General features: G+C 68.7%; 23 protein-coding genes. 17 read left to right on the plus strand and 6 right to left on the minus strand.

The annotated features are described in order from the left end of the window. Window positions 1-142 precede the first annotated feature (142 nt). Complete coding sequence (gene sigJ, locus OG718_RS49890) at window positions 143-1,081, plus strand: RNA polymerase sigma factor SigJ (protein ID WP_328847348.1); 939 nt, start codon at window positions 143-145, stop codon at window positions 1,079-1,081. 172 nt (window positions 1,082-1,253) lie between these two features. On the opposite strand, the gene OG718_RS49895 is transcribed toward sigJ, so the two are convergent. Beyond that, window positions 1,254-2,906, minus strand: a complete 1,653-nt coding sequence (locus tag OG718_RS49895) for an FAD-dependent oxidoreductase (protein WP_328847349.1) — start codon at window positions 2,904-2,906, stop codon at window positions 1,254-1,256. A gap of 50 nt (window positions 2,907-2,956) precedes the next feature. Between OG718_RS49895 and OG718_RS49900 the strand changes: the two genes are divergently transcribed. Next, entirely contained in the window at window positions 2,957-3,679 is a 723-nt protein-coding gene (locus OG718_RS49900; RefSeq protein ID WP_260695642.1) for a TetR/AcrR family transcriptional regulator, read from the plus strand. 308 nt (window positions 3,680-3,987) lie between these two features. Here the strand turns inward: OG718_RS49900 and OG718_RS49905 are convergent, their stop codons facing one another. Beyond that, window positions 3,988-4,815 carry an NAD(P)H-binding protein gene (locus tag OG718_RS49905; protein ID WP_143642096.1) on the minus strand — a complete coding sequence of 276 codons (828 nt, stop codon included), beginning with the start codon at window positions 4,813-4,815 and terminating at the stop codon, window positions 3,988-3,990. A 70-nt stretch (window positions 4,816-4,885) separates the two neighbouring features. On the opposite strand from OG718_RS49905, the gene OG718_RS49910 reads away from it, so the two are divergent. Both OG718_RS49910 and OG718_RS49915 read left to right on the plus strand, forming a co-directional pair. After that, complete coding sequence (locus OG718_RS49910; RefSeq protein ID WP_143642094.1) at window positions 4,886-5,326, plus strand: winged helix-turn-helix transcriptional regulator; 441 nt, start codon at window positions 4,886-4,888, stop codon at window positions 5,324-5,326. A gap of 107 nt (window positions 5,327-5,433) precedes the next feature. Next, window positions 5,434-6,006 (plus strand): GNAT family N-acetyltransferase, encoded by a 573-nt coding sequence (locus OG718_RS49915; RefSeq protein WP_328847350.1) that lies wholly within the window; start codon window positions 5,434-5,436, stop codon window positions 6,004-6,006. A 59-nt stretch (window positions 6,007-6,065) separates the two neighbouring features. Here the strand turns inward: OG718_RS49915 and OG718_RS49920 are convergent, their stop codons facing one another. Then, complete coding sequence (locus tag OG718_RS49920) at window positions 6,066-6,635, minus strand: carboxymuconolactone decarboxylase family protein (protein ID WP_328847351.1); 570 nt, start codon at window positions 6,633-6,635, stop codon at window positions 6,066-6,068. A gap of 374 nt (window positions 6,636-7,009) precedes the next feature. On the opposite strand from OG718_RS49920, the gene OG718_RS49925 reads away from it, so the two are divergent. From OG718_RS49925 to OG718_RS49940, 4 genes are all read left to right on the plus strand, one after another. Next, window positions 7,010-9,334 (plus strand): MMPL family transporter, encoded by a 2,325-nt coding sequence (locus OG718_RS49925; protein ID WP_328847352.1) that lies wholly within the window; start codon window positions 7,010-7,012, stop codon window positions 9,332-9,334. 134 nt (window positions 9,335-9,468) lie between these two features. After that, entirely contained in the window at window positions 9,469-10,626 is a 1,158-nt protein-coding gene (locus OG718_RS49930) for a sensor histidine kinase (protein ID WP_328847353.1), read from the plus strand. Between the two features lie 16 nt (window positions 10,627-10,642). Beyond that, window positions 10,643-11,311: a response regulator transcription factor gene (locus tag OG718_RS49935; RefSeq protein ID WP_143642331.1), complete on the plus strand. Its 669-nt coding sequence runs from the start codon at window positions 10,643-10,645 to the stop codon at window positions 11,309-11,311. 112 nt (window positions 11,312-11,423) lie between these two features. After that, on the plus strand, window positions 11,424-12,545 hold the full coding sequence (locus OG718_RS49940; RefSeq protein WP_328847354.1) for a PP2C family protein-serine/threonine phosphatase: 1,122 nt from the start codon (window positions 11,424-11,426) through the stop codon (window positions 12,543-12,545). Window positions 12,546-12,604: 59 nt separating this feature from the next. On the opposite strand, the gene OG718_RS49945 is transcribed toward OG718_RS49940, so the two are convergent. Together OG718_RS49945 and OG718_RS49950 are read right to left on the minus strand one after the other, a co-directional pair. Next, entirely contained in the window at window positions 12,605-13,396 is a 792-nt protein-coding gene (locus OG718_RS49945; RefSeq protein WP_328847355.1) for a hypothetical protein, read from the minus strand. A gap of 220 nt (window positions 13,397-13,616) precedes the next feature. Further along, entirely contained in the window at window positions 13,617-14,471 is an 855-nt protein-coding gene (locus tag OG718_RS49950) for an enoyl-CoA hydratase/isomerase family protein (protein WP_143642080.1), read from the minus strand. Window positions 14,472-14,619: 148 nt separating this feature from the next. Between OG718_RS49950 and OG718_RS49955 the strand changes: the two genes are divergently transcribed. The 9 genes from OG718_RS49955 (at window position 14,620) to OG718_RS49995 (ending at window position 23,303) form a co-directional block, all read left to right on the plus strand. Continuing rightward, window positions 14,620-15,255: a TetR/AcrR family transcriptional regulator gene (locus tag OG718_RS49955; protein ID WP_143642078.1), complete on the plus strand. Its 636-nt coding sequence runs from the start codon at window positions 14,620-14,622 to the stop codon at window positions 15,253-15,255. 285 nt (window positions 15,256-15,540) lie between these two features. Next, a complete protein-coding gene (locus OG718_RS49960) occupies window positions 15,541-16,827 on the plus strand; it encodes a metal-dependent hydrolase family protein (RefSeq protein ID WP_443055299.1) in 1,287 nt (428 codons plus the stop codon). A gap of 76 nt (window positions 16,828-16,903) precedes the next feature. Then, the gene (locus OG718_RS49965) at window positions 16,904-18,382 is read left to right on the plus strand and encodes an MFS transporter (RefSeq protein ID WP_328847357.1); all 1,479 of its coding nucleotides are present in this window, start codon (window positions 16,904-16,906) and stop codon (window positions 18,380-18,382) included. Continuing rightward, window positions 18,379-18,759: a RidA family protein gene (locus OG718_RS49970; RefSeq protein ID WP_306942399.1), complete on the plus strand. Its 381-nt coding sequence runs from the start codon at window positions 18,379-18,381 to the stop codon at window positions 18,757-18,759. Before OG718_RS49965 ends, OG718_RS49970 begins: the two co-directional genes overlap by 4 nt. A gap of 34 nt (window positions 18,760-18,793) precedes the next feature. After that, window positions 18,794-19,750, plus strand: coding sequence for a threonine ammonia-lyase (locus OG718_RS49975; RefSeq protein WP_328847358.1), 957 nt, complete (start codon window positions 18,794-18,796; stop codon window positions 19,748-19,750). A 16-nt stretch (window positions 19,751-19,766) separates the two neighbouring features. After that, window positions 19,767-20,300: a hypothetical protein gene (locus OG718_RS49980; protein ID WP_328847359.1), complete on the plus strand. Its 534-nt coding sequence runs from the start codon at window positions 19,767-19,769 to the stop codon at window positions 20,298-20,300. Then, window positions 20,300-20,887 (plus strand): thiamine pyrophosphate-dependent enzyme, encoded by a 588-nt coding sequence (locus tag OG718_RS49985; protein ID WP_328847360.1) that lies wholly within the window; start codon window positions 20,300-20,302, stop codon window positions 20,885-20,887. Before OG718_RS49980 ends, OG718_RS49985 begins: the two co-directional genes overlap by 1 nt. Continuing rightward, complete coding sequence (locus OG718_RS49990; RefSeq protein WP_328847361.1) at window positions 20,884-22,263, plus strand: aldehyde dehydrogenase family protein; 1,380 nt, start codon at window positions 20,884-20,886, stop codon at window positions 22,261-22,263. The genes OG718_RS49985 and OG718_RS49990 overlap by 4 nt, the downstream gene beginning before the upstream one ends. A 32-nt stretch (window positions 22,264-22,295) precedes the next feature. Next, window positions 22,296-23,303: a homoserine dehydrogenase gene (locus OG718_RS49995; RefSeq protein ID WP_328847362.1), complete on the plus strand. Its 1,008-nt coding sequence runs from the start codon at window positions 22,296-22,298 to the stop codon at window positions 23,301-23,303. A gap of 59 nt (window positions 23,304-23,362) precedes the next feature. Here OG718_RS49995 and OG718_RS50000 read toward each other — a convergent pair whose 3' ends face one another. Next, complete coding sequence (locus OG718_RS50000) at window positions 23,363-24,385, minus strand: Lrp/AsnC family transcriptional regulator (protein ID WP_328847364.1); 1,023 nt, start codon at window positions 24,383-24,385, stop codon at window positions 23,363-23,365. Between the last annotated feature and the right edge of the window lie 37 nt (window positions 24,386-24,422).

Raw genomic sequence — 24,422 nt, forward strand, 5'->3', positions numbered from 1 at the left:
CCTCTCCGTCTCGTTGTCGTCGTCACCGTTACGACAGCGCAGCCCTTCGGAATGTGAGGCGGCGGCTCGGCCTCACATTCCGAAGGGCTGCGCTGTCGTAACGGGTAGAGGCACAGAAGCGAGCGAGGGAGACTCCCAGACCATGACCACCAGAGCCGAGCCCGGTGACGATCAGAGCGATCCGGGCCTCAGCGCGATCATGAGCGAGCGGCGCCAACTGATCAACCTCGGCTATCGGCTCCTCGGATCCCTTGCCGACGCCGAGGACGTCGTGCAGGAGACCTACGCCCGCTGGTACGCCATGTCCGCACGGGAGCAGCGGGCCATCGAGTCGCCCGGCGCCTGGCTGGTGACGGTCGCAGGCCGCATCTGCCTGAACCTGCTCGGCTCGGCACGGGCCAGGCGCGAGACGTACGTGGGCGACTGGATCCCGGAACCGCTGCCCGAGCCCACGGAGTGGATCTCCGGGCGCTCCGGCGTCGGCGGGATCGACCCGGCCGATCGGGTCACCCTCGACGAGTCGGTGACGATGGCCTTCCTGGTCGTCCTCGATTCGATGACCCCGGCCGAGCGTGTCGCGTTCGTCCTGCACGACGTCTTCCGCTACCCCTTCGGCGAGGTCGCCGAGATCGTCGGCCGCACTCCGGCGGCGTGCCGCCAGCTCGCCTCGTCCGCCCGCCGTCGCATCCCCGCGGCGCAGACCCCGGCGGGCCCGAGTGCCGGGCAGGCCGACATCGTCAGACAGTTCAGAACGGCGTGGGAGGCCAAGGACATCGACGCCCTGATCGGCCTGCTCGACCCCGGCGCCACCGCGACCGCCGACGGCGGCGGGCTCGCGGTCACCCACCTGCACCCGATCGTGGGCGGCGAGCAGATCGCACGCGCCTACGCCGAGATCGCCCGTGTGTCGGGCGACCGCACGACGTTCGTCGAGTGCACGGTCAACGGCCTGCCCGGCTTGGTGGCGCAGCAGGACGGCGACATCGCGACCGTGTTCGCGTTCGAGATCGCGGGCGACCGGATCAGGCACATCTGGGCGGTGCGAAACCCCGAGAAGCTCCGTCCCTGGCGGATGAGCTGAGGTTCCGTCGGACTTCTGTCCGACGGCGCTCGAGGGCGACGCCGCCTCGGAGATCATCGACCAGACCTCGACGAAGTACGCGGGCGGGCCTCGTCGGCGCGACAAAGCGCGGGCCGTTCCGCTCATCGAACCCGACCCGCAGAGCATCGGCTGAGGCCGCGCGGGCCGGGGTTCAGCCCACCGGCACGTGCTCGGGCGGCGACGACCGTGCGCCGGCCCACCTGTGCAGGGCTGCCTCGAGGCCGGTGACGGCGGCGATGCCGGTGGTGTCGGAGGCCCAGGCGACCACCCCGTCCGGGCGTACCAACACCCCGGTCGGCGACGCGTGCTCGGCGGTCACGGTGGTCACCCGCCCGGCCCAGGCTTCGGCGAGGCGGGCGAACGTGCCGTCAGGAGTGCGGTCGAGCAGCAGGAACCCGCCGCCGTGACCGTGGTCGACCAGACGGGAGCCGTCCTCCAGCCATACGTCGGGGACGTAGCGGCCGATCAGTGGGTGGCCGCCGGGCAGGTCGATGCGCTGGTCGGCGCCGGAGATTTTCTTGACCGCGTAGGTCGTGCCGTCCCGGGTGCTCAGCAGATCGGCGACGACCTCCCGGAGAGCGGCCGACTTGCCGTCCCCGCGCAGTACCCCGATCTGGGCCCGCGTCCAGTCCAGCACCCAGGCACCGAGTGGACGACGCTCGGCGTCGTAGGTGTCGAGCAGCCCTTCGGGTGCCCATCCGGCGACCACGGCACCGAGCTTCCAGCCGAGGTTCATCGCGTCGCCGACCCCGAGGTTGAGCCCCTGACCGCCGAACGGCGAGTGCACGTGCGCGGCGTCGCCGGCCAGCAGCACCCTCCCCGACCGGTAGGCCGCGGCCTGGCGGGCGTTGTCGGTCCAGCGGGTCGCGGTGCCGCGCAGCGCGGTCAGTGTGACGTCGGTGCCCGAGACCCGGCGCAGACTGGTCTGCATCTCCTCAAGGGTGACCGGCGCCATGGGGGTGCCCCGGCGCGAGCGAAGCCGAGCGTGGGGGAGGTCGCCGGGAGCGCCGTCGAACTCCACGGTGACCACCCGCCCGGGCTGCGGCCCGTAGCGGTACGCCCCGCGGGGCGACCATGCCCATCCGTTCGTGAGCTTCTCCGGGTCGGCCATGTCGACGAGCGCCAGGTGTCCGGTGAGTTCGGGGTCGGTGCCGGGGAACTCGATGCCCGCGAGGCGGCGTACGGTGCTGCGCCCGCCGTCGCACCCGACCAGCCACCCGGTGCGTACCGTGCCGGCGGTGGTGCCGACGAGCACGCCGTCGCCGGTGTCTTCGAGCGACGTGACCTCGACCCCTCGACGCACCGGTATCCCGAGTCGCGTGACATGGCCGGCCAGCAGCTCCTCCAGTTCCCGCTGCGGCACCATCCGCGCTCCGGCGACCGCGGTGTGCGCGGCGAGGTCGGCATCGGACCAGTCCACGAGGTCGGCGTCGAGGACCATCCCCGCGAAATGCCCGGTGAACCGCGAGTCGGGTGCTCGCCGACCGCCACCGGGCTGTTGATCGCCACCGGTGTGCCGGCCGCTGCCCGGCTGCCGGTCGTCGGCCTTGCGGCTGAACGACCCCACCCGCCCGAGGATCTCCCGCTGCACCTGTTCGGCGGCAGACAGCAGGCCGCGGCGGTCGAGCGCCTCGGCCGTCGGCACGTTGATCGACCCCGCCTTCATGGCCTCGGCCGGCTCGGCCAGTCGCTCGATCACCTGCACCGTCGCCCCGGAGAGCGCCAGCTCGGCGGCGAGCACGAGGCCCACCGGCCCGGCTCCCACCACGGTCACGTCCACGTCCTGCTTCGCATTCACCGTCACGAACGATGTTCTATCTACGAACAGTGTTCGCGTCAAGCTATGATGGCTGCGTGAACCCGAGAGAGCGACGCGCGGCGCGTCATCAGCCGCCGAACCCCGAGGCCGAAGCCGGTCCCAGGCCGCGGCGCCGCAAGGCCCCGATCACCGTGGAGCAGGTCGTCGACACCGCTCTGGGCGTCATCGCCACAGAGGGCTACGAGGCACTGACCATGCGCCGACTGGCCGGCGCGCTCGACACTGGACCCGCCTCGCTGTACGCCCACGTGGTCAACAAGGCCGACCTCGACGAGCTGCTCATCGGGCGGCTGTGCGCCGAACTCGTACTGCCCGAGCCCGACCCCGCGGTCTGGCGGGAGCAGATCAGCGGCGTGTGCGCCCAGATCCGCGACCAGTACCTGAAGTACCCCGGAATCTCGCGTGCCGCGCTCGCCATGGCCCCCACCGACCTCGAGACCGTGCGCGTCAGCGAAGGAATGCTGGCGATCCTCCTCGCCGGCGGTGTCGCCCCGCAGGCCGCCGCCTGGGCGATCGACGCCCTTTTGCTGTACGTGGCCGCCTACTGCCTCGAGGTATCGATCGCGCGCCGGCGATCAGCAGATGACGACACCGTCTGGGTCCACGACCGCGACGAACTGCTACGCCGGTTCGCCGCCCTGCCCGCCGGGACCTTCCCCCACACCACCCGCCATGCCGCCGAACTCACCGCCGGCGAGGGCCACGACCGGTTCGACTTCACCCTCGCCCTGATGATCGACGGTCTCGCACACCGCTAGCCCGACGTCGCCCTCCCACCACACGAGAGGCCCGGAGCCGACGAGCTCGACCTGCAGATCGCCCAGCCACCTCGTACGATCCGACGCCTCCCCGCACAGCAGCGGACTCGGTCTCCTGCTCCCGCCCCCACTCGGACACCGACGCGGCCGCGTACCTGCGCGCCCACGTCAAGCCGTACCCCCACCTGTGTGCCACCGCGCCCATGGGGCCCGACGCCGTCGCTGCGGTTCCCCAACGGCACGGCGGGGAGCGTCCGTTGGGGTTGGACGGTGTCGGTTGAGATGGGACGGTGTCGGCCCGAATCGGTCTACGTCGCAGAGTGTGCCGCGTCGACCGAGGCCGCGTACGCTTCCAGCGCGGACCGCGGTTCCCGCACCAACAGCCCACGCAGCGCGTTGTGTTCGATGTCCGTGCCGTCCAGGAAACCGGCCGCGATCGCCGAGTACGTCCCCACGAGCATCGGCACCTGGTAGGGCAGCGCCTCTCCGGCCGCAGTGATCGTTTCCCGGGCTCGGGCGAGTGAGCCGGGTTCGTAGGAGCCGCCGACCGCTGCCGCCAACTCCGTGCCGCCGAGGGCTTCCTCGCCGACAAGCTCGTACGTGTGGCCCGCGTGCTGCTGCGGGGCGCTCACCACGCGAGCGGCCGCCTCCGCGAGATCCTCCCGGGCGACGGCGGCCAGGCGCCCCTCGCCGAGCGGCGCCGTGATGATCCCGTCGGGGCCCGGGGCGGCGATGGCGGCGAGGAACTCGGCGTACAGGCCATTGCGCAGGATGGTCCAGTCCGAGCCGCTGTGCCGGATCCTGCGTTCGGTCCAGCGATGGGGGAGTGCGTAGGCGAGATGGTCGCCGTCGCCGCTCAGGCTGGTGTAGACGATGTGTCGTACGTCCGCCTTCTCGGCCGCTGTGATCGCAGCCTCGTGTCGGGCGATGACCACGTCGTCCTCGCCGAACCCCGCAGAGATCAGCAGCAGCGTGTCCACACCCGAGAAGTCGAGTGAGGCCGGATCGTCGAAGTCGACGCGGCGCTCGCCCGCGGAACGGGGTGTGCGGGTGCCGAGCAGCACGTCGTCGCGTACCGCCAGTCGCCGGGCGACGAGCTGTCCGAGTGCCCCGGCGGCGCCGGTGACCAGAATCATGGGAAGTCCCTCCTGAGCTGTGTGGTTCCATCCTCAGCAGAGGAACTCGATCGCATAAGGAGGCACATTCATGTCAGCAGGGCACACGGCGGTAACCGGCCCGGCTACCGCCCCGGTGGTCGCAGAACCCGTGATCCACTGCGAGACACCGCAGGACGAGTGCGGTGTCCGGGACGTGCTGGACCGGCTCGGCGACAAGTGGTCCGTCTACGTGGTGGTCGAACTCGCTTCCGGCATCCGCCGATTCAAGGAGCTCCAGCGCGCCATCCCCGGCGACATATCGCAGCGCATGCTCACGCTCACCGTCCGCCGCCTTGAACGCGACGGCCTGGTGAAGCGCACCGTCTATCCCACCGTCCCGCCCCAGGTCGAGTACGAGTTGACCGAGATGGGCCACAGCCTCACCCACCTCGTCAAGGCCCTCGCCGACTGGTCGATCGCACATCGCCCGGCCATCGCCGCCTCCCACCAGGCATGGGACACGGCCCACCCGGACTCGGACGCCCGCTGACCGAGCGGATCCAGCGAACGCGTGATGGGACGCTTCGGATCCGGAGCCGGTCCCTGCCGCCGGAAGGTCGCACGGCGTCACCGCGCACGCCGTGCCATCGTGGTGTCATGACCATCGAAGTGCGCCCGGCTGCGGTCTTCGAGGACGTCCGCACCCTGGTCGGCCCGAAGTCACCCGGGGCGAACGTCTGCTGGTGCCTGAGCTACCGGATTCCGTCCAAGCTCAACAACGAGCTTCGCGGGCCGGCCCGCGGCGAATACGTCGCCGAACTGTGCCGTACTGGACCCCCTCCAGGAGTGCTCGCCTACGACGGCGACGAGCCGGTCGGCTGGGCCGCGGTGGCGCCGCGCGCGGACACCTCCTTCGCGCGCAACCGCAAGATCCCGCACGTCGACGACGTCCCCGTCTGGTCGCTGTGGTGCATCCGCGTACGCCCCGGCCATCGGAAGCAGGGGATCTCGCACGCGCTCATCGCCGGTGCGGTCGAGTACGCCCGCGACCACGGCGCACCGGTCATCGAGGCGTACCCCCTCGACAACGGTGACGCCAAGGTCGACATGACGATGGCGTACGCAGGGCTCCGGAAGAACTTCGAACGCGCCGGGTTCACCCACGTCGCAGACACCACCTCGGTACTGGCCGGTCATCCCCGCATCCTGATGCGCCTCGACCTGCGCTGACAGGCCCCGCCCCGGGGCCTCGGCGCGCTCCTGAAGACCGCGAGCGCCTGAAGTGACCGTCACTCGGCATCAGTTGGCAACGGGACGTCAAAGGCGTTGAGTATCACGGAGATGCTGGAGTACTGCGCGATCAGGAAGACGAGTTCCGCCGTACCCTGCTCGCCGAAGGACTCGACCGCACAGCGGTAGAGCGCTCCCGGAAGCGGCGAGCCCGAATAGAGACATGCCGCCACATCGTGAGCGACCAGCTCCTCCGACGTCAGAGCCGAGGGCCGCTGTCCGGCGACCAGACCTGCGACGACGCTCTTGGACAGGCCGACCGCCAACGCGACCCTGCTGTGGGAATAGAGCTCGTAGGCCGCGCCGTACCGTGATCCGATGGTGAGGACTGCTACTTCGCGCACGCGCGTCGTGAGCACGCTGCCGCTCGTGACGGTCGTGAACCACTCCAGCAGGGGCCGGGCAAGGCCGGGAAAGCGCAGCATCACGGGGAACGGGCCGATCAGCGCGCCTTTCTCGTCCGTCGAGGTGAAGGGTGTCCGCAGCCCGTCCAGCATCCGCCGAACCTGCTCGTCGAGCATGCGCTGCTCGTCCGACAGGGCACTTGGCTCGATGGCGGGCATCCTCATGGTTTCCTCCTGCGTGTGACGGGGCTGCTGCGACGATCAGCGGGGAGCTTGAAGACACGGAGAGTCGGCGGACGTCGGAGAGTTGGCTGCGGTCCGGGGCCCTGAGTGAGTGGCCGCCTCGCGAGCTCTCGAAGCCGGGCGGTACCGAGGTGGACTTGCCGACCACCATCCATCGATGTCATTCCACAAAGTACACTGGCCAGTGTGATTTTAGGAATGTGGAGTGCGCCGCGTCGTAGTTCTCACGGCGGAGGTCCGAGGTGAGCCGTACTTGAAACCCAGTAGGCGGATTGCCGCAGCACCGATGACGACTCGGGATGGTGCTTGTCGAGAGGCTGAAGGGGTTCCCGACACGAGATACGGAGACTCCTTCGATGGCGACCTTCTTGTACCAACTGGGCCAACGGGCCTTCCGACGGCGTCGGTGGGTGGCCCTGCTGTGGGTGGCTGTGCTGGCCGTCGTCGGCATTGGTGCCCTCAGCGCTGCGGAAGCCCCTGACGATTCGTCGTCGATGCCGGGGATCGAGTCCCAGAAGGCGTTCGACCTCATCAACGAGCAGTTCCCCGGCAGTGAGGCGAACGGCGCGAGCGCCCGCATCGTCTTCATCGCGCCGGACGGCCAGAAGATCACCGCGGCGGGCCACCGATCGGCCGTCGACCGGTTCCTCACCGAGGCGGCCGACGGACCACAGGTCGCCGACGTGTCGAGCCCGTTCGACGGGCCGGGGCTGAGCAAGGACAAGAGCACGGCCTACGCCACGGTCACGTACAAGACCAAGGACGACGAGGTCACCGATAGCAGCAAGAAGGAGCTGGAGGGGGCCATCGAGGAGGTCCGCGACACGGGCTTGACCGTCGAGGTCGGCGGAAGCGCGCTGGCCACCGAGGCTCCCGCCGGAATAGGCGAGATCGTCGGCGTCTTCGTCGCGGCGATCGTACTGCTGATCACCTTCGGCTCCTTGGCGGCGGCAGGGCTTCCGCTGATCACCGCCATCATCGGCGTCAGCATCAGCCTGGCCGGGATCACCGCTCTGGCCAACGCCTTCGGACTCTCCTCGACCAGTGGCGAGTTGGCCATGATGCTCGGTCTCGCGGTCGGTATCGACTATTCACTGTTCGTGGTCTCCCGCTACCGGGAGGAACGGGCGAAGGGGCGCACTCCGGAGGAGGCCGTCGGTCTGGCCTTGGGCACGGCTGGTTCCGCGGTCGTCTTCGCCGGCCTCACGGTCGTCATCGCGCTGGCCGGGCTCTCGGTGGTCGGTGTACCGATGCTGACGAAGATGGGCCTGTCCGCCGCGGGAACGGTCGTCATCGGCGTACTCATCGCGCTCACCCTGGTTCCCGCACTGCTCGGCTTCTGGCCGAACGCCGTCCTCGCCCGTCAGACCCGCAGCGGCCGGGCCCGTAAATCCGAGCGTGGCCTGCGCATCCCCAGGATCAGGATCCCCCGTCGCGGCCGGCAACTTCGCAGGAGTCAGGAACCCGGCGAAAGCCAGGCACCCAGCAAGAACCGGGAGCACAGCAAGCGCGAGGAAGCCGGAAGCTGGAGCGTCCGCTGGGCGAGTTTCGTCCTGCGACGGCCCGTAGCGGTGCTGCTCGTCACCGTCGTCGGCCTGGGCGCTCTCGCCGTGCCTGCCCTGGATCTGCGGCTGGGCATGCCGGGTGACGAGGCCAAGCCCACCTCGACGACGGAACGCCGTGCCTACGACGCCCTCGCGGAGGGTTTCGGCCCCGGCTTCAACGGGCCGCTGACGATCGTCGTGGACGCGCGGGACGCTGACGACCCGAAGGCCGCGGTGGAGACGGTCGCCGAGAGGATCGGCGCCACGAAGGGCGTCGTGTCCGTCTCGTCGGCCCAGTTCAACGAGGCCAAGGACACCGCGGTGCTGTCTGCCACCCCGTCCACCGCTCCCGCCAGCGAGCAGACCAAGAACCTCGTCCACGCCATCCGCGATGAGCGCTCGGCGACGGAGACCGAGACCGGTGCCACCTTCGAAGTCACCGGCACCACAGCGCTGAACATCGACATCGCCAAGAAGATGCAGGACGCGCTGATCCCCTACCTCGTGGTCGTCGTGGGCCTGGCGTTCCTCCTGCTGCTGGTGGTCTTCCGTTCCGTACTGGTGCCTCTCAAGGCGGCTCTCGGCTTCCTCCTGTCGGTTCTCGCGTCCTTCGGTGCCGTGGTCACGGTCTTCCAGAACGGCCACGGTGCCAGTCTCCTCGGAGTCGATCAGACCGGTCCGATCATGAGCATGATGCCGATCTTCCTGGTGGGCATCGTCTTCGGACTCGCCATGGACTACCAGGTGTTCCTGGTGTCCCGGATGCGCGAGGCGTACGTCCATGGGGAAGGGGCCGGCCAGGCGGTCGTCTCCGGCTTCCGCCACAGCGGCCGGATCGTGGTGGCGGCCGCGCTGATCATGATGGCCGTGTTCTCGGGCTTCATGACGGCCGCTGATTCCATGGTCAAGATGGTCGGCTTCGGCCTCGCCACCGCTGTCCTGTTCGACGCGATCGTCGTCCGGATGGTCCTGGTTCCCGCTGTGCTCGCGCTGCTGGGCAAGCGGGCCTGGTGGCTCCCCGGCTGGCTGGACCGACTGCTGCCGCGGGTGGACATCGAGGGCGAGTCCCTGAACCGCAGGGCCGCTGAACTCCCTGCCCCGACCGGCGAATCACACCAGGACATGGCGCGTGTCTGACCGACATACCAGGGGGAGGGGACCCATGCCCGGCATGGGGCCCCTCCCCGCTCCACGACCACTCCGGGCCAGGCCGGCCGAAGGGAACAACCATCGGCGTGTCGGGACCGGACCCATCCCCAGCGGAGAGATTCATGCTCGCGACTTGGCGGCGGCACGCCGGCCGACACCCCCGGCTCGTCGAGGCGGGGTTCCTGATGTTGGTGTACGCGGCCACCAGCAACCAGTACAACGAAGGGGGACCGGGCCGGTGGCCCGGGCTTCTCTTCGCCACTGCCGCGTGCATTTCGCTGCTGGGGCGGCGCAGCCATCCAGGTGCGGTCGTCGCGGTCACCTCGGCCTGCGCCGCGATCTCGGGCAGCATCGGCCATCTGATCAGTCCTCTCCTGTTGCTCCCCGTGATCGTGGCGCTCTACGAACTCACCCTGCGCACCCCGCAGAAGACCGCGCACGTCTACGGCGCCGCCGTGATCGCGCTGATCGTCCTGACGGCCCTTCTCTCCGACGACAACAACCAGCCCTGGGGACTCAAGACGGTCAGTCCCGCTTTCTGGATCATGCTTCCGGTCGTGCAGGGCTCGGCGGTCCGGGCCCGGCGGGCCTACTTGGAAGCCGTTCACACACGAGCAGAGCACGCCGAACGTACGCGGGAGGAGGAGGCACGCCACCGCGTCGCCGAGGAACGGATCCGCATCGCCCGCGAACTGCACGACGTCGTCGCCCATCACATGGCCCTGGCCAATGCGCAGGCCGCCACCGCGTCGCACCTCGCCCGGACCCGACCGGAGCAGGCGCAGACGATTCTTGCCGAACTGGGCACCACGACCTCATCGGCGCTGCGCGAACTCCAGGCCACCGTCGGCCTTCTGCGCCAGTCCGACGACGCCGAGGACCCTCTGGAGCCGAGTCCCGGACTTGGGCGACTACCCGAGCTGGCATCCGCTTTCGGTGCCGCCGGACTCACCGTCCTCGTCACGGTGGACGGCGAGACACGGCCCTTGTCACCCGGAGTGGACCTGACCGCGTTCCGGATCGCACAGGAAGCGCTGACCAACGTCGCCAAGCACGCCGGCGCGAGCACGGCTCGAGTCGAACTCGCCTACACCGTCGACCGTCTGACCCTGACCGTCAGCGACGACGGCGGCACCGTCCCGCGAGCACCTGCCCCCAGCGGCGGCTTCGGCCTCATCGGAATGCAGGAACGCGCCCAGTCCGCCGGCGGCCGTCTCCGGGCAGGACACCGACCTGAAGGCGGCTTCGCCGTCACCGCTCAACTGCCCATTCATGCCTGACTCCGGAAAGACCCTGATGACCATCCGCGTACTGCTCGCCGACGACCAGGCCCTCCTGCGGGCGACATTCCGAATCCTGATCGACTCCTGCGACGACCTGGAAGTGGTGGCGGAGGCAGCCGACGGTGCCGAAGCCGTCGACCTCACACGCGTCCATCACCCCGACGTCGTCCTCATGGACATCCGTATGCCCGGCAGCGACGGCCTCGCCGCGACCTCTGCCATCTGCGCCGACACGGGCCTGCAGAACACTCGCGTCCTCATCCTCACCACGTTCCAGAGCGATGAGCACGTGGCCCGGGCCCTGCGCGTCGGCGCCAGCGGCTTCCTCGGCAAGAACGTCACGGCTGATGAACTCCTCGGCGGAATTCGCACGGTGGCCTCAGGAGACGCACTTCTGTCCCCTGCAGCCACACGCTCCCTCATCGCACGCTTCCTCGCCACGCCCGACCGCGGCGACGGCCCGACTCCCCGGGTTCTGGAGAACCTCACCCCTCGCGAGCGCGAGATGGTGGTTCTCGTAGCGGATGGGAAATCCGACGACGAGATCGCCGAGGAGGCTTGCCTCAGCCCCTTGACTGTCCGAACGCACGTTCAGCGGGCCAAGACGAAGATGGAGGCACGCAGCCGCGCCCAGTTGGTTGCCATCGCCTACCAGGTGGGCCTTGCACGACCTCTCCCGTGAGGCGTTTCGATGGACCGGGCCGGTTGAACCGAGTGTTTGCTCGGCGAGAAGCCTGCAGCGCGCCGGGGCCCGAATACAGTTCCAGGAGATCACCACCTGCCTGGGAGCGTTCATGTCCGGTAGCCTCCGGAAGAGACCCACCGAAGCCTTCGAGGCCATCGAGCCTCCGGGCAACGCCGAACTGATCGCCGCCGTGGTGGCGCTGACGGCCCTCGTGGAGGTCCTCGGCATCCTGTCCCGCTCCGAGGTGTGGCTCCTCGGACTTCTGGTGTTCCTGCCCGGAACGGCATCGGCCCTGTGCACCGTCCGGCAGACAGGGTTCGTCGCCGCGTGGACCACACTCGTCGTCACCACTACCGCGGTGCTGCGGGACGTCGACGAGAGCCGCTGGCTCGACCGCCTCCTGCTGGTCCTGTTCACCCTCGTCCTGGCCACGACCTCGGTCTACGCCTGCAGCAGGCGGATCAGGCGGGAACACGAGATGGTGCGGCTGCGCTCCACCGCGGCCGCCATGCAGCGCCACATCCTGCATCCACTTCCCCTGGTCACCGGTGACGTGCTGGTCAACGGTGTCTACGAACCCCTCCATGAGGACAGACTCGTCGGCGGCGACATCTACGACGTGGTCGCATCGCCGTGGGGGACGCGCGTTCTGATCGGGGACGTGCAGGGCAAGGGACTGGCCGCGGTGGGCACCGCGTTCGCCACCATCGGAGCCTTCCGCGAGGCCGCCCACCGCGAGCCGACTCTCACGGCGCTCGTCGACGCACTGGACGCCGCTGTCGTGCGCCACAACTCCTACGCCGAACACACCGGCGACGACGAGCGCTTCGTCACCGCTTTGATCATCGGTATCGAGACGGGCATCGAGGACGTGCAGGCCATCAACTGTGGGCACATCTCGCCCTACGTCATGCGCGAGGGCACCATCACCAACCCCTCGCTGGACTCCGGCGTCCCGCTCGGTCTCGCCGAACTCGCCTCCGAACCCACGACGGTCGGCTGGTTCCGCTTTCCCCACGGCGCGACGCTGTTGCTGAGCACGGACGGCCTCACCGAAACCCGCGCGCCCGACGGCACCTTCTACCCGGTCGAAGAGCGTCTGGAGAAGCTCGCCCTCTCGCCCACCGAACTGCCTCAGGCCCTGTTCGAGGACAGTCTCGCCTTCGCCGGCCAAGGCGGCCGGCACGACGATGTCGCGGTCCTGACCGTCCGTTGGTCACCGGCTCACTGAACCTCCACCGTCGCCGAGGGCATTGAAGGTGTGGCAGGAGCCAGGTGGCACGGCGACCGTCACGGTTCGGACGGAATACCGATCGCATCGGCCCACGCGTGAATCAACTCGTCGTGGCCGGTGAAGTGCCGGCGCCGGACGACTCCGGACGGGTCGACATGGCGTGGCTCGGAGACTCCGAACTGCTGCAGCAGGTCGACGAGGAACGGCCGTGCGGTCATCGTGAGCCGGGGTGACAGGCACGTGGTCAGGTCTACGGCGGAACGAGCGGAGCCGACACCGGTGTACTGGCGCGTTCCTGCCGGACCGTACGCGCCACCGGCGTGGTTCCACACCTGTATCGGTACCGTGGGGCTGGTGTCGACAGGGCAGACGACAGCGACTTCCACGGCGGCTTCGCCCAGGGCCGAGACGTGACGGGCGAAAGCCGCGTTGAGACGCAGCATGGCGATGGTGATCCAGGCGACAGCTCCCTCGCCCAGTGCCCAGACGGGTTCGCCGTCCGGGGGACTGTTCTGAAGTGCTCCTACCTGCAGTCCACCGACTACTGACCCGTCCGAATCAAACGCGTAGTAGTACGAGTTCGCCGTACGGCCCGGTTGCCGCGCCGGCGCGAATGTCAGCCTGTCCGGGCGGACGTCCGGGGGCTCGCCTCCGAGAGGGATCGGTGCGGGCCAGTCAGCAACCTGTCGACCGATCCATTGCTGGATGTCTCTGCCGCTCGCCGCGTTGAACTCGGCCGACGCCGGGTGGGCCGGCGACGTGCTCACCACGAGCCAGGGCGAGGTGGCACTGAGCTGTGCGGTCGTGTCGGTGACAAGTTTCCCGAGATGCTCATGTCGTTCGATCAAACCCGTACTCCGCTTTCAAGGGATGTGCGTGTGCCGGGACTGCGTCGGAGGCAACAGGTCGGTCGGGCTTCGACCATGCGGAAGCCGGAAGCCGGAAGCCGGAAGCCGGAAGCCGGAAGCCGGAAGCCGGAAGCCGGAAGCCGGAAGCCGGAAGCCGGAAGCCGGAAGCCGGAAGCCGGAAGCCGGAAGCCGGAAGCCGGACCGACCTGTCGAGACGTCGTCAGAACAGCTTGCGGGCCTCGGAGTCGGCGAGCAGTTCCGGGTCGGGCACCCGGGACTTGCTGGCGACGTTGGCGAGCATCTGATGCGCCATGTGGAAGCCGAAGTCCTCGGCCACCGTCTTCTTCCAGTGCCGCGACACGATGTTGTGCGTGGCCCACCGCGTGTAGCGCGGCCGCTTCATGATGAACCGTGCGAGTTCCCAGGACCGGTCGAGGAGTTCCTCGCGGGGGAGTACGTCGCTGACGAGCCCCCACTCGAGGGCCTTGTCCGCGGGGATCGACTTGGCCGCATAGATGTAGTACGCGGCGCGTTTGGGACCCATCAGGGCTTGAAGCGCCATGTACTGACCGTCCCCGGGAGGGGAACCGAGCCAGAAGTGCGGGTCCATGAAGTCGGCGTCCGGCGCCGCGAGTGTCACATCGCTCATCATGGCGAACTCGGTGTGCACGCCGGGGCCGTTGACGGCCGCGATCGTCGGAATGTCGATGTTGTTGGCGAAACTCTCGATGAGTTTCCAGCCGTCCGTCATCCGCTGGTAGATGTGGTCGGGATCCAGGTCGGAGGCGGGTTTGGGGTTGAGTCCCTTGGGGTTGCCGGTCATCCACCGGTCACCGGTGCCGGTGATGATCAGCACCTGGTTCTCGGGATCGTTGCCGATCTCCTGCCAGACGCGCGTCCAGACGTTGTGTGCGGCGTGGGTGTGCGCGTACGGGCCGTCGTCCGTGTGCAGGCGGACCTCGATGATGCCGTCCTCGCGCCGCATCCGGAAGAAGTCCGCATACCTGGCCGAGTACTCCTCGAAGTCGGGCGGAGCAAGGTAGCCCTCCCAGTGATCGGCCGGATGGAAAGCCATGTCAGTACCTCCACGTAGTGGGCGGCCGCACCTCGGTGCTTCGAAGGCTCGGGCGACGCCAGGGTGGACCGGCCGACCACACGCGCCGGCCTGAGTCACAAAGTACACTCATGAGTGTGGTTTTAGGGGGCGACTGTACGCTGAGCCCATGTCGAGGGCTATCGCGGCGGTTCAGACTCCCGGGCGCCGGAGGCGCTCCGAAGGCAAGAGGGCGGCAATCCTGGAAGCCGCGGAGGCGCTGTTTCTCGCGGAGGGCTATGAGCGGGCGAGCGTCGACGCCATCGCAGGTCGGGCACAGGTCTCGAAGCGGACCGTCTACGACCACTTCGGGGACAAGGGAACGATCTTTCTGCGGGTGATCGAGCGTGCCCACGACGCAGTGGCCGACACCATCCGCTCCGCGATCGACGAGGAGCTGGCTCGGGGCCGTGACCTGCGCGAAGCCTTGACGGCGTTCGGGCAACGAGTGGTCACGCAGGCCTTTCCGTCGTCCGACTACGTGACCTTCCGACGACTGACCTCGCAGCGATGGGCGGTACCGCAACTGGCCGAGGCCACGCGCGACCGCCCCGAACGGATGCTGGAGGAGCGCTTCACCACGCTGGTCGCCGACGGTGAGATCCGGGCCGCGGATCCCGGCCTTGCGGCGCGCCACTTCACGGCCCTCACCATCAGTCTCGCGCTGGAGACACTCGACGTTCGGGCGGGCACCGAGGCGGGAGAGCCGGAGATTCTGGCGATCATCGTCGACGGTGTCGATGTGTTCCTGCGGGCGTACCGCTGACCAGCTCTCCGGCACAGCAGTCGGCGCCGAGTCCTTTCCTCGACGCCGCGCACGCGGGAGTGGCGCTCATGGGGGAGCGGCGCCTGATGCCGGGAACGCCCGCAGCGCGACAACAGTCGTGAGGTCGAGTGAGCTGTCCACAGGTGCTTTCATGCAGCAGGCCAGTCTCTGAGGCAGATTCCATGCATTCTTCAGGCTGAACCGCAGGGTCGCTTTAGCTTGACGGCTGTCAGCAGAAGGCCAATGAGGGCAGGTCGGCGCGTGGGACTCAACGACGGAGCTCCGTTGCGGATAAGCAACGTGCGGCTCATCGACGGTGTCAGCACAGAGGCAGTGGACGATGCTGTGTTGGACGCCAACGACAACGGCTGGATCACCTATGCCGGACCGGCGGCACAGGCGCCCGAGCCGATCCCCGGCGTCAGGGCGATCGACGGTGGGGGCGGAACACTCCTCCCCGGACTGTTCGACTGCCACACCCACCTCGGTGTGGCCTCCGACCGGTCGATCCTGGAAGCCGCTCTTCTGACGGACCCCGTCCTGGGTGTTCTCCAGACGACGGAACGTCTGCGCCGGACGCTCGACGCCGGAATCACGTCAGCGCGAGACCTCGGTGGACTTCCCGCCGGATTCCGCGACGCCGTCGCATCAGGACTGATCACCGGCCCACGCCTGCAGACGTCGGTCGGCGTGATCAGCCACACGGGCGGACACGCCGACGACACCTTCCCCGGCGGAAGAAGTCTCGGCCTCGACTACTGCGAGATCGCGGACGACGTGGTGGGCGCACGGAAGGCGGCGAGACGGATGCTGCGCGCCGGCGCCGACGTCATCAAGATCTGCACGAGTGGCGGGATCAGCAGCGCCCACGACGATCCCGACGACCAGGACCTGCTCGACGAGGAGATCGCGGCGGTCGTGGACGAGGGACATCGCCACCGAGGACGTCCGGTCGCCGCACACGCACAGGGCCGGGCCGGCATCCTCGCCGCGATCCGCTGCGGTGTCATGTCGATCGAGCACGGTTTCGGCATCGATGACGAAGGATGCGACCTCATCGGAGAGAGGGGGGCCTTTCTGGTACCGACCCTGTCGACCGCCTTCCAGCCACTGGACCCGCAGAGGACCGCGCCGTGGCGCTACGAGAAGAAGCTTCGCTGGAACGAGCGGACCAAGGAGAACATCGCCGCGGCCATCGCGCGGAAGGTGAACATCGCGGTGGGCACGGATGCCGGCATCACCCCGCACGGGCAGAACCCGTTCGAGCTGTCGTGCCTCGTGGAACTGGGGATGTCGCCGATCGACGCCATTCGCGCGGCCACATCCAACAGTGCCCGGCTCCTCGGAGTGGCGGACACACTCGGGACACTGCGCCTCGGATACGCCGCGGACCTCGTCCTCTGCGCCGAAGATCCGCTGCGGGACATCGGTGCGCTGTCGGCGCCCGAGAACATCACCCTGGTCACCCAACAGGGAGTCGTCCGCAAGTGCACGCTCGCCGACTCCGGTTCGTCACAGGACCTGTCCCCAGCACCTGGACAGAGAAGCCTCCACGCCGTGGCACGCCCGTGAATCACGTCTGCACGTCCCTCTCCGCCCTACCCCGGCACAGCCGCCCGGAGCGATCCGCAGTGGAAAGGAGCCGCTCATGCAAGACATGAGCCCCAGCCTCACCAGAGACGAGCCGGCGATCGAACTGAACACCGGCTGGACCAGGCCGGTCGTCGGCTGTGTCGCCATCCTCATCCTGGTGAACGTCATGGTCGACACTGTGCTCGCCTCGCCCACCTTCGTGCTTCCGGAGCTGAGCGACGCCTTCGACACCAATCAGTTCGCGTGGATCGATTCCAGCGCGATGCTGGCGGGAGCCACCTGGGCACCACTGCTCGGCAAGAGCGCCGACATCTACGGCAAACGCAAGGTGCTCGTGATCACACTGATGGTCGCCGGCCTCGGCGGAGTCGTGTGTCTCCTCGCGCCCCACATCAGTGTCTTCGTCCTCGGACGCGCCCTGCAGGGCGCCGCGATCGCAGGCCTGTTCCTCTCCGTCGCCATCATCCGCGACATCTGCGCGCCCAAGTTCGCCATGGTGGTGACAGGCATCGTCACCTCGGGCTCGGCCGTCTTCGGGATCGTCTCCCCCTTCATCCTGGACTTCGCCACCGAGGCGTTCGGCTGGAAGTTCGTCTTCGTGGTCTCCGCGGTGTTCGCGGGAGTGGCCGCGCTCTGCGTCCACCTCGTGATCCCGAACTCCCGCAACCGCACGCCGGGCAAGGTCGACGTCGCCGGGGCGCTCACACTCGGCGGCGGCCTCGCGGCCGTTCTCGCCTACATCAGCCTCGGGCAGGAATTCGGCTGGCTGGGGATCGCCCCGCTCGCCATCCTCATCGGTGGGCTGGCCGCGCTGACGGTCTGGTACCTCGTCCTGAGCCGCATCCCGGAGCCCGTGATCGACATCCGTGGCATCTCAGCGGTCCTCGGACTCGGTCTCCTCGTCGTCGTGATGGGCACGGGCGCCTATCGGAGCATGCTCCAGCTCTTCAGCCTGCTGATCGACGTCTCTCCCGACGAGGGCCTCGGATACGGCATCAACGGCCCCGGAGCGCTCGGCCTGATGTTCGGCATCCCATCGATCGGGATCATGCTCGGCGGCATCGTGGCGGGTGCGATCGCCACCCGCGTGGGCCCAGCCCGGCCCCTCGCCGTGGGCGTGGCTCTCGGAACGATCGCCTCCTTCGTGATGTTCTCGGCCGGCGCCGACAACCTTCCGATCGCCGTGATCTGCTCGTTCATGCTGAGCATGACGGCAGGCTCGCTGGTCACCTCCGGGTTCAACCTCGCGTCCGTCCTCGCGCCGCCCGAGCGGCAGGGCACCGTCTCCAGCATGGTCATGGTGATGGTCGCCGTCGGCTCGGTGACGATGAGCTTCATCGGATCGGCGATTCTCGCGGCCAACGAAATCGTCGTCGACGAAGAGTCCGTCAACTCGTCGACCGGCGTGCACACGTACATCGCCGTCGCGGGCTGCACGTTCGTCCTCGCCTCCATCCCGATGGCCTTCCTGGTACGGAAATTGCGAGGCCACGCGGACGTCCCCGCAGAACCCCACCCAGGAGCAGGAGCATGACGAACCTCGCACCGACAAGTCCCTCGGGAGCGCGGCATCCGTACAGTCCCGTGCGGGCGACCGAGGCCGGACTCGTCTACATCTCGGGGCAGTTGGGCATCGCAGACGGCGACATCGTGGAGGGTGGCATCGTCCCCGAGACACGACAGGCCCTGGCCAATCTCCAGAGCAGGCTGGCCTCGGCGGGGCTGGAGCTGCGGCATCTTGTGAAGATCACGGTCTATCTGGCCTCGATGGACGACCGCAACGCCATGGACGCGATCTATCAGGAGGCCCTCGTCGAGCCCCTGCCGGCCCGCACATGCATCGCCGTCGCCGAACTGCCCTACAAGGCCCGGGTCGAGTTCGACGCCATCGCCGTCCGAGACGGGGCCTGAATGCCCAACTCCCTCATGAGACGCGGTAGGAACATTGTCTGATCTCGAAGTGTCCGTCGGCGACATCCGCGCAGCGCATGTACGGATCGCCGAGGACGTGGTGCGGACTCCGCTGCTGCACGCTTCGTGGGCGCCGGGCGACCTCTGGCTGAAGGCCGAGAACCTCCAGCCGATCGGCGCCTTCAAACTGCGCGGTGCCGTCAACGCGATCAGACGCCTCGATCCGGACGTCAGGGCACGTGGCGTGGTCACGCATTCGAGCGGCAACCACGGCCAGGCAGTTGCGTGGGCAGCCCGAGCGTCAGGCGTCCGGGCCGTGATCGTCATGCCGGAGGAGGCCATGCCCGTCAAGGTGGAGGCCACCAGAGCCCTGGGCGCCGAGGTCGTCATGGCCCCCGGTGCCCGACGAGAGATCGTCGCCGAAACGGTGCGGGTGGAGCGGGGGATGACGCTGATCCCTCCCTTCGACCATCCCGACGTGATCTCCGGTCAGGGGACACTCGCCGTCGAGGTACTCGCCGACCTGTCCGACATCGACACGGTGCTCGTGCCCATCGGAGGCGGCGGGCTCATCTCGGGAGTGGGCGTCGCCGTGAAGGCCCTGTCCCACCGAACCCGGGTGGTCGGCGTCGAGCCCTCAATGGCCGCGGACGCGCGCGACTCGCTCGCCAACGGGCGCCGGATCGAGTGGGACGCGCAGGCGACGTATCGCACCATCGCCGACGGAACGCGGACGCCTGTCGTGGGCGAGATCACCTTCCCGATCATCCAGGCGACGGTCGACGAGATCGTCACGGTGGACGAGGACGACATCCTCGCTGCCGTGGGCACCCTGGCGCGTCGTGCTCACCTCGTCGCCGAACCCAGCGGCGCGCTGAGCGTCGCCGCCTATCTCGCCGAGCCGGGGAAGTACGGGCGGGCGGTCGCCGTCCTCTCGGGCGGCAACATCGACCCGCCCGTCCTCGCCCGCGCGCTCGCCCTCACCACCTGAGAGGAACCACACGCACATGACGTATGCGAAAGCCGTCGCCGACGGCATCTGGGCTGCAGGCACCGCGCGGGTCGGGTACATCCCCTCCGTGAGTGTGGCACCGGTCGTCGACTCGCTGGTCGCGACCGACGGCGGCACGGACGGCGTCTCGCCGCGTGTCACACCGCTCTCGCGGGAAGAAGAGGCGGTCGGCGTCATGGGGGCGGTCGCGTTCACCGGTGAACTCGGCGCCGTCGTCATGCAGGACAACGGTTTCGGCAACGCGCTCACGGCACTCACGACGTTCACGCTCTCCTACCATCTGCCGTTGCTCGTCTTCGCGAACACCCGCGGGAGCCTCGGAGAGTACAACTCGATGATCCACTCCATCAGCCAGCCCGTACCTGCCCTGCTGCGCACGGTTGGGCTTCCCGTCGTGGAGCTGGACCGCAGGAGCAGCGCCGAGGACTGGCACGACACGGTGAAGGAGGCCGGTGTGCACGCCGTCATGACGTATCGCCCGGTAGTGGTCCTCGGGTCGTTCTGGAACACCGACGGAAAGGCCGCCTGATGAAGCGCATCGAAGCACTCCAGGCTCTTGCGGACCTGACAGGCCGGCATCCCGTGGTCGTGACGTGCGCGGCGACGAGCCGCGAGCTGGCCTCGGTGAAGGACGGCGACAACCACCTGTACCTCCTCGACGCGATGGGCCTCGTCGGATCGGTGGCGACCGGACTGGCACTCAGCGTGGACCCCTCCGCGCCGAAGGTCGTCGGCATCGAGGGGGACGGATCGCTGCTGATGAACCCGAACGTCCTCCCGACGGGCGGATATCTGGCTCCGGACAACCTGCTCCTCGTCCTGCTCGACAACGGGGTGTACGGGTCGACCGGCGCCCTGCCGACCTACTCGTCGAGGGTCGACCTAGGGTGGTTCGCGGCCGCCGTGGGTTGGACCACGCGTTCGACGGCCACCGTCGACGGCTTGAAGGCCGCCTTCGGGGAGCTGCTCACGGTGCGGGGCCCGGCGTTTCTGCATGCCCGGATCGAGGCAGGCAACGCGGAAGGCACCGAGAAGCTGCTGATCGACCCGGTCTCGATCACGGATCGCTTCACCCGCTGGCTTCGCGAGGACCACGCATCGGCGGTCGCGGCATGACGGGGAGGGACGGCGGCATCGTCGTGGTCAACCCCACGACAGGCTACGAGCTGGGCTTCTACCCGTACACGACTCCCGAAGCCATCGACCGGGTGCTCGACGACGCGTCGGCCTCGCAGTGGCCTCTGTCCCGTGTGGAGGACCGCGTCGCGGCGATCGGCCGGCTCGGCGACGTCCTGGTGGAGCGGCGGGAGCCGTTGGCGGCGCTCATCACCCTCGAGATGGGGAAGCCGATCAGGCAGGCGCGGGCCGAGATCGACAAGTGCGTCACCGCGTGCCGCTACTACGCCGATGAACTGCCCGAGATCCTGTGGCCGGACACCTTCGACATCGACGGCGACACCGCGATAGTCCGAGTCGTGCCGATCGGGGTCGTGTTCGCGATCCTCCCGTGGAACTACCCGTGGTGGCAGGTGATCCGGGCAATGCTTCCCGCGATCGCGGCGGGCAGCACCGTCGTCCTCAAGCACGCGGAGTCCGTCACCGGAAGTGCGATGGCGGTCGAGGACGTGTTCCAGGAGGCCTTCGGCGCGGGCATCCTGCAGACCGTCGTCGTCGACGGGCCGACGGCATCGGACATCATCGAGGACAGCCGGGTCGCCGCCGTCACCTTCACCGGCAGCGATCGCGTGGGTGCCCTCGTCGCCTCGCGCGCCGGCGCCGCGCTCAAGAAGTGTGTGCTGGAGCTCGGGGGATCCGACCCGTTCGTCGTCCTCGCCGACGCCGATGTCCCCGCCGCGGCCGCCGCCGCTGTGAAGTCCCGATTCCTCAACAACGGTCAGAGCTGTATCGCGGCGAAGCGTCTCCTCGTCCATCGCGATGTGCATGACGCGTTCGTGCACGAACTGGTGCCGCACGTCAGCGAGTTGAGAGTCGGCGACCCGGCGGAGGAGACGACCGAGGTCGGCCCGCTCGCGCGCCAGGACCTCCGTGACTCCCTGAGCGAGCAGCGTGCCAGGGCCCTGGCGGCCGGCGGCCGTGTGATCGCGCAGGCCGACGCGCCCGAGTCCGGTCAGGGCGCATGGTTCTCGCCGTCGATCGTCGAAGTGGACGGGAACGACTCGGCCCTCCTCACCGACGAGACGTTCGGTCCGCTCGGCGCGCTCACGACCGGTGCGGACGATGAGGAGCTCATCGCCCTCGCGAACTCCTCGCGCTACGGGCTGAGCAGCAGCGTGTGGAGCACGGACCGCGATCACGCCTCGTCCGTGAGCGACAGGATCCACGCCGGAGCGGCGTTCATCAACACGATCTCCGCGACCGACCCCCGCCTGCCCACCGGCGGCATCAAAGCCAGCGGCTACGGACGCGAGCTGGGAAAGTGGGGGGTCCACGAGCTGGCCAACATCCAGGCGCTGCGGATCCGGAAGACATGAAGGCCCGCATGGAAGAAACGGAGCAGAGGTTCATGGGCGAAGTGAGTCAGGCCGATGTGGTGCTTTCCGGCTACGGCTCGGTCGGCCAGGCCTTCGTGAACCACCTGGCTCGACAGGGGGACAGGCTCGCGCGTCAACACGGAGTACGGCCGAGGGTCCGTGCCATCCGTGCCAGTTCGGCGCAGTGTTGGCTGCGCGGGGGTGAGCCCGTACCGCCACGCTCGGCATGGGGTCCGCTCGTCTCGCTGGAAGAGACGCTCGAACGGACCGCTGCCCGCGTGTTCGTCCAGGCGATTCCGTCCTCGCCCGAACTCCGGCAGCAGGCCGCGAACGAGGCCGTCGAGGCACTGCGCCAAGGGGTCCACGTGGTCACGGCCACCAAGAGCCATCTGCTCAGCCACTGGCGAGAACTCGACGAGGCGGCCCGCGGACTCGGAGTCATGATCAGGATCTCCGGGGCGACGGGGGCGGCCCTGCCGGCGGGAGACCTGTCGAGAACGGCGTTGCGCGGGATGGGCTGCGAGACGATTCGGGCCTGCCCGAACGGCACCGTCACGTTCGTCCTCGACCGCCTTGCCCGGGGCGACTCGTTGAGTGACGCGATCCGCGAGGCGCAGCGCCGGGGAATCGCGGAAGCGGATCCCTCGGCCGACCTGTCCGGCGAGGATGCCGCCACGAAGGTGCGGCTGCTGGCCGCGCTGGCCTGGGGGTGGGATCCGGCGCTGGTACGCGTGGAGACGCAGCCGGTGATCGAGGACACCGCCGGTGAGGCCCTGGGCGCGATGTCCCGGCATCGCCGACTGCGGGCCGTCGCCGGCGCATCCGTGGACCAGCCCTACTTCGTCCGGGTCCGGCTGGAGGAGACGCAGCCGGGCGACCCCCTGCACGCGCTCGACGGGCCGGAAAAGGCAGTGGTGTTCGGCTGCCCGGAGGTGGGCGACGTGACCGTGAGCGGGGGACGCTCGAGTCCGTTGGGGGCCGCTCTCGCCCTGGTGAAGGACACGATCGAGGTCACCGCTCCTCGCACCGGATTCTTCTGATACGGCGAGAATCGGCTCTCCCACGTGCGCTGCCGGACGGTTCGACCAGGGAGCCGACGTCACTGATGCTCGGCTGCGGAGTCCTCGGCCAGCAGCGGCACGGAGCGCACCGACCTGCCCTCCGAGTCCAGGACTCGGCCGAGCAGTTTGATCGTACGAAGGACCAGCGACCGGTCCTGAATCCGCAGCGCGGGCAGGACCTGTCTCATCTTGCGCTCCAGGTCGTGCGTCTCCGCCGTCGACCGCAGCCAGGCGTCGATGATGACGTTGTGAGGACCGGCCACGATGCTGCACGCCCGGACTCCCGGCAGCGTACGGATCCGCCCCTCGGCCTCCTCCAGTTCGTGGGCGTCGAGTGACCCGAAGTAGACGGCGGCGATGGCATGTCCCGAGATGAGACGCGAGGTGTCACAGCGGAAGATGATGAGTCCCGCCTCCTCCAGCCGTGTCAACCGGCGCCGCACGGCGACGGGACTGAGATCGACCTGTGCGGCGATCCGCTCGAACGACATCCGTCCGTCGATGTTCAGCGCCCGGATGATGCGACGGTCGGGGGCCTGAAGGGCGGCGGCGTGATCCGGTCGGGGCCCGGCGTCGGTACGCAGTTGCCGGCGCTGCTCCTCGTTCAGTGCGCCTTCGCGCCACCGACTGGCCTCCAGGGCCGACCGCGTGACGATGTGGCTGTGTATGGACGTGACCCCGGGGATGCGCTCCACCCGGTCGAGGAGATAGCCCGAGAGAGCATCGAAGTCCGGGGCCTGCGCCAGCACCACGACATCCCGTGTACCGGAGGTCAACTTGACGGTGGCAGCCTCGATGTCGGCGGCGAGGACGTCCGCCACGGTGCCCGATCGCCCCGGGACACAGGTGATCTCCACCAGGGCACAGTCGGGTGTCGCGCTCCCCGCCGGGTGGGCCGTGACCCATGCGACTCCCTCGGAGTGCATGCGAGACCAACGACGGCTGATGGTCGCCGGATCCACGCCCAGCACCGGTGCCAGATTGCGCCAGCTCACGCGCGGGGCCGATCGCACGGCGTCCACGATGGCGATGTCGAGTTCGTCGAACGGTGAGTCCCGCATGCCGCGCCATCGTTCCTTTCATGCATAAGAAGCGTCA

The organism is Streptomyces sp. NBC_00258 (assembly GCF_036182465.1).
In the GTDB taxonomy this organism is placed as follows: domain Bacteria; phylum Actinomycetota; class Actinomycetes; order Streptomycetales; family Streptomycetaceae; genus Streptomyces.